This window comes from Ruoffia sp. FAM 20857, assembly GCF_045528645.1.
GTDB lineage: Bacteria > Bacillota > Bacilli > Lactobacillales > Aerococcaceae > Ruoffia > Ruoffia halotolerans.
Window position 1 is genome coordinate 1 of sequence record NZ_JBGQRB010000077.1, and the last position, 4737, is coordinate 4737.

A 4737-nucleotide genomic window follows, 5' to 3' on the forward strand; every position below is an offset into this window, starting at 1 on the left:
TAGATTTCTTTGTGTTAAAATGAGTGTGTGACATGAAGATTCTCTCCTTATACTATGTTGTGGTGACTTAAGTATAACGAATCTTCATGTCTTTTTTTAGTGTTGCGTTTCATCTTACAACACACCATATAAAAAGTTATAATTAATTAGAAAAAATGATAGACAAATGAGATGATTATTTGTATCATGTTATAGAATAAAAATTTGTTATAATGAACGGAGGTGTATCAATTGAGTGAAAATCAAAACACTTTAAATACTGTAAGAGAAATGATTGTAGATCGTTTTGGTGTTCAAGAAGATAAAGTAAATGCAGAAATGACATTTGAAGACCTTGGAGCTGATTCATTAGACGTTGTGGAACTTGTTATGGAATTAGAAGATCAATTCAATATCCAGTTCGATGACGAAAGAATAGAAGAATTATCTACAGTAGGTGATGCAGTAAGATACATCGATGAATTAAAATAGTTCTATCTTTAGCAATATATAAAAAAACAACGCTGCTTGTTTTTCAATAAGTAGGGTTTTTATTTTTTTATAAAGGACACCGGAGGGAAATTATGGAAAGTAACAAGAAAATATTGGAAATGAAAGACGTAGAAATTGGATTCCGTGTTAAAGATGATTACTATAATGCTGTAGATGGTGTGTCATTAACATTATCTAAGAATGAAAAATTAGCAATCGTTGGAGAATCTGGTTCTGGTAAAAGTACACTCGCAACTGCGATTGTAGGTCTTCATGATCCAAAAAATTCAAAACAAACAGGAGAAATTAACTATAAAGGCAAAAACATTTTAAACATGTCTGAGAAAGAATATCTAAAAATTCGTGGTGATGAGATTGGAATGATTTTCCAAGATCCATTAGCTTCATTAAACCCGTTAATGACGATTGAAGCACAAATTGAAGAGCCATTATATTATCATACTAAATTAAATAAAAAGGAACGTCATAATCGTATCCTCGAATTATTAGATCAAGTGGGAATTGCCAATCCAAAACGTATGGCTAAACAATATCCACATGAACTTTCAGGTGGTATGAGACAACGTGTTATTATTGCCATTGCTTTAGCATGTAAACCAGGTATCATCATCGCTGATGAGCCAACAACAGCTTTAGACGTTACGATTCAAGCACAGATTCTTGATTTATTAAATGAAATTCAAGAAGAAACAGAGTCAGGAATTATCTTAATTACCCATGATTTAGGAGTAGTTGCTGAAACGGCTGACCGAGTAGCTGTAATGTACGCAGGTGAGTTTGTGGAAATCGCAACAGTGGAAGAATTATTTAATAATCCTAAACATCCATACACAAGATCATTATTAAGATCAATTCCACAATCTAACGATTTAGTGGATGAAGAATCAGGAGAACTACATGTTATTCAAGGTGTAGTTCCGTCAATCACAAATCTACCAAGAACAGGATGTCGTTTTGCTCACCGAATTCCTTGGATTAATGAAGAGGAACATGAGCATAATCCTGAATTACACGAAGTAGCAGAAGGTCATTGGGTACGTTGTACTTGTCATGAAAACTTCTACTTCCCTGAGGAGGTTGAATAATGTCTGGATTAATAGAGATAAAAGATTTAAAAGTACATTATCCAATACGTAGTGGCTTCCTTAACAGAGTCACAGATTATGTATATGCAGTTGATGGTGTAGACTTATCATTCGAAGAAGGTAAAACTTACGGTCTAGTCGGGGAATCTGGATCTGGTAAATCAACAATTGGTAAAGCTATTGTTGGATTAGAAAAGATTACATCTGGTGAGATTTACTATAATGGTAAAGATGTTTCAAAAGAAGCTCGTAAACGCCGCTCAGACTATCGTCAGAATGTTCAGATGATATTCCAAGACGCTATGTCAAGTTTTAATCCTAAAAAAAGAATCGTTGACGTTTTAGCTGAGCCTATTCGTAACTTTACGAATATGACACCAGATGAAGAACGTCGTCGTATGATGGAACTTTTAGATATTGTTGGTTTAACAGAGGATGCTTTAACTAAGTATCCGCATCAATTCTCTGGTGGACAAAGACAGCGTATCGGTGTAGCAAGAGCTGTGGCAATTAATCCTAAATTAATTATCGCAGATGAGCCTGTATCAGCACTAGATTTATCAGTTCAAGCTCAAGTTCTTAACTTCATGAAGAGAATTCAAGAAGAATATAACGTCAGTTATTTATTCATATCACATGATTTAGGTGTAGTAAAACACATGTGTGATGAAATTGCGATTATGTATCGCGGGCGCTTCACAGAGTATGGAAATAAAGAGGATATCTATGAAGATCCTCAACATATCTATACGCGTCGTTTACTTGCGGCTATTCCTCAAATCGATCCTAACAATCGTGATGAGCATAAGAATAACCGTTTACGCGTTGAAAAGATATATCAAGAAAACCAATCAAAATACTTTAGTGAAAATGGTCGAGTATATGATTTAAAAGCAGTCTCTGATACTCACTCAGTTGCTTTAAAAGAAGTATCTTCGACTTTAGAAGGGGGCGCTTAATACTATGTGGAAAACAATATTAAGACGTGTTGTTCTCATGATACCCCAAGTGTTTATCCTTAGTATTATTGTATTTGTTCTAGGTGCAATGATGCCCGGGGATGCACTGACTGGGTTAGTGGATCCAACTATTTCTGCTGATCAAATTGAAGCAATGCGTGCACAATTAGGTTTAAATAAATCATGGCCAGAAAGATATATTGATTGGATGGGCGGCGCATTACAAGGAGACTTCGGTCGTAGTTGGGCACACCGTATGCCAGTAGCTCAAATTATTAGCCAACGTATCGGACCAACATTATGGCTATCACTATTAACTGTAATTATTACTTATGCAATTGCCTTACCTTTAGGTTTATTATCTGGTCGATTCCAAAATTCTTTCTTTGATCGTACCGTTAACGTTTATAACTTTGTAACATATTCAGTACCGACTTTCGTATTAGGTCTATTATTTATCTGGTTATTCGGTTATACATTAGGTTGGTTCCCAACTCGTGGTACAGTAGGTTCTGGTGTTCAACCTGGGACTTTAGAATATATTGGATCTAGAATTTATCATATGATTCTTCCTGCCTTTACAATGGGTATTTTAAGTACCACGGGTATCATCCAGTACTTAAGAACCGGAGTTGTAGATGCTAAATCTCAAGATTACGTACGTACAGCTCGTTCAAAAGGTGTACCGATGAATAAGATTTATAGTCGTCATATCTTCAGAAACTCAATGTTACCAATTGCGCAAAGTATGGGTTATACTTTAACTGGATTAATTTCAGGATCAGTAATTACAGAGCAAATCTTTACTTACCAAGGTATGGGACAACTATTTATTACATCGATCACTGGACGTGACTTTACAGTTATGACGACACTTGTACTGTTATTCGGTATTATGACTTTATTGGGAACATTAATATCAGATATTATTATGATATTTGTTGACCCAAGAATCCGAATCAACTAGAAAGGAGGAATGTTTCATGGATAAAGAAGAAAAACAATATAACAAAGAAGACCAAATAATCAATGAAGAAGCTTTAGATCAATCGTTAGAGGTAGCTCAAGCTGAAGGCGAAGCATTACCTCCGATGGGATTCGAAGTCATTCGAAGAGAATTTGTCAAAGATAAGGCAGCCATTGTTGCATTATTTGTATTCATTACAATCATTTTAATCGCATTTATTGGTGCGATGATTGTGGATCATGATGCAGCAACTAAAGTTGACTTATTTAGTCGATATGCTAAACCAGGTGAGAACGGTTTTATTCTTGGAGCTGAAGAGGGTGGACGTGATGTTCTCTCACTCTTAATTATCGGTACACGTAATAGTATATTTATTGGTTTTGCCGTAACTATTATTACATCAATTATAAGTATTGCTTTAGGAATTATTGCTGGTTACTATGGTGGATTCGTAGAAGATATTATGATGCGTATTGTCGACTTCATTATTATTTTACCGCCAATAGTATTAATCATTGTCATTGTAACAATTGTTCGTCGATTCGATTTGTGGTCACTGATTGCTATTCTATCAGCATTAGGTTGGGCCGGAGGAGTTCGATTGTTCCGTACATCCGCTTTAAGTGAGGCGTCTAAAGATTATATAAGCGCTTCTAAAACGATGGGAACACCGGATTGGAAAATTATGTATCTAGAGTTAATGCCGAACTTAAGTTCATTAATCATTACAAGCTTAACGTTAGGTCTTTCAGGTAATATCGGTATTGAGACAGGTCTAACTTTCTTAGGCTTCGGTTTACCATCTGAAACACCAAGTTTAGGTACTTTAATCGCTGCGGCGAACAACCCAGATGTTATTCAAAACAAAGTATGGGTATGGCTTCCCGCTGTTGGAGTAATCTTAGCACTAATGTTAAGTATTAACTATATGGGACAAGCATTCCAACGTGTGGCTGATTCAAAACAACGTCTTGGATAAACAGTTACAAATACTATTTTTTAGAACCGAGCGATGCGTCGCTCGGTTTTTTTTATGAGTTTTTTCTAATGTTATGTGTAAAATTTGATGAAACTTAACTTATATATTAAAATTTTTATATATCGCCAATTGTAAAATTAAGCTAGACAACTAAAACAGCCATTTGTGGTACACTCAACTTGTAATTCCGACCAAAGAATACAAAGGAGTGACCACAAATGACCTACACCCATCTTACCACGGATGAACTGGTGA

The 4737-nt window shown here is 35.3% G+C and carries 5 protein-coding genes; all 5 read left to right on the top strand.

The window, feature by feature from the left end; all coding sequences use genetic code 11:
- Positions 1-231 precede the first annotated feature (231 nt).
- The 5 genes from acpP to ACEN4N_RS11030 all read left to right on the top strand — a co-directional run bounded on the left by acpP (position 232) and on the right by ACEN4N_RS11030 (position 4482).
- Positions 232-471, top strand: coding sequence for an acyl carrier protein (gene acpP, locus ACEN4N_RS11010; protein ID WP_338489167.1), 240 nt, complete (start codon positions 232-234; stop codon positions 469-471).
- A gap of 92 nt (positions 472-563) precedes the next feature.
- Positions 564-1577, top strand: a complete 1014-nt coding sequence (locus tag ACEN4N_RS11015; RefSeq protein WP_407094239.1) for an ABC transporter ATP-binding protein — start codon at positions 564-566, stop codon at positions 1575-1577.
- A complete protein-coding gene (locus ACEN4N_RS11020) occupies positions 1577-2536 on the top strand; it encodes an ATP-binding cassette domain-containing protein (RefSeq protein ID WP_407094240.1) in 960 nt (319 codons plus the stop codon). The genes ACEN4N_RS11015 and ACEN4N_RS11020 overlap by 1 nt, the downstream gene beginning before the upstream one ends.
- Positions 2537-2540: 4 nt before the next feature.
- Complete coding sequence (gene opp4B, locus ACEN4N_RS11025) at positions 2541-3503, top strand: oligopeptide ABC transporter permease (protein ID WP_407090245.1); 963 nt, start codon at positions 2541-2543, stop codon at positions 3501-3503.
- Between the two features lie 124 nt (positions 3504-3627).
- Positions 3628-4482, top strand: coding sequence for an ABC transporter permease (locus tag ACEN4N_RS11030; protein ID WP_407090268.1), 855 nt, complete (start codon positions 3628-3630; stop codon positions 4480-4482).
- Positions 4483-4737 lie beyond the last annotated feature (255 nt).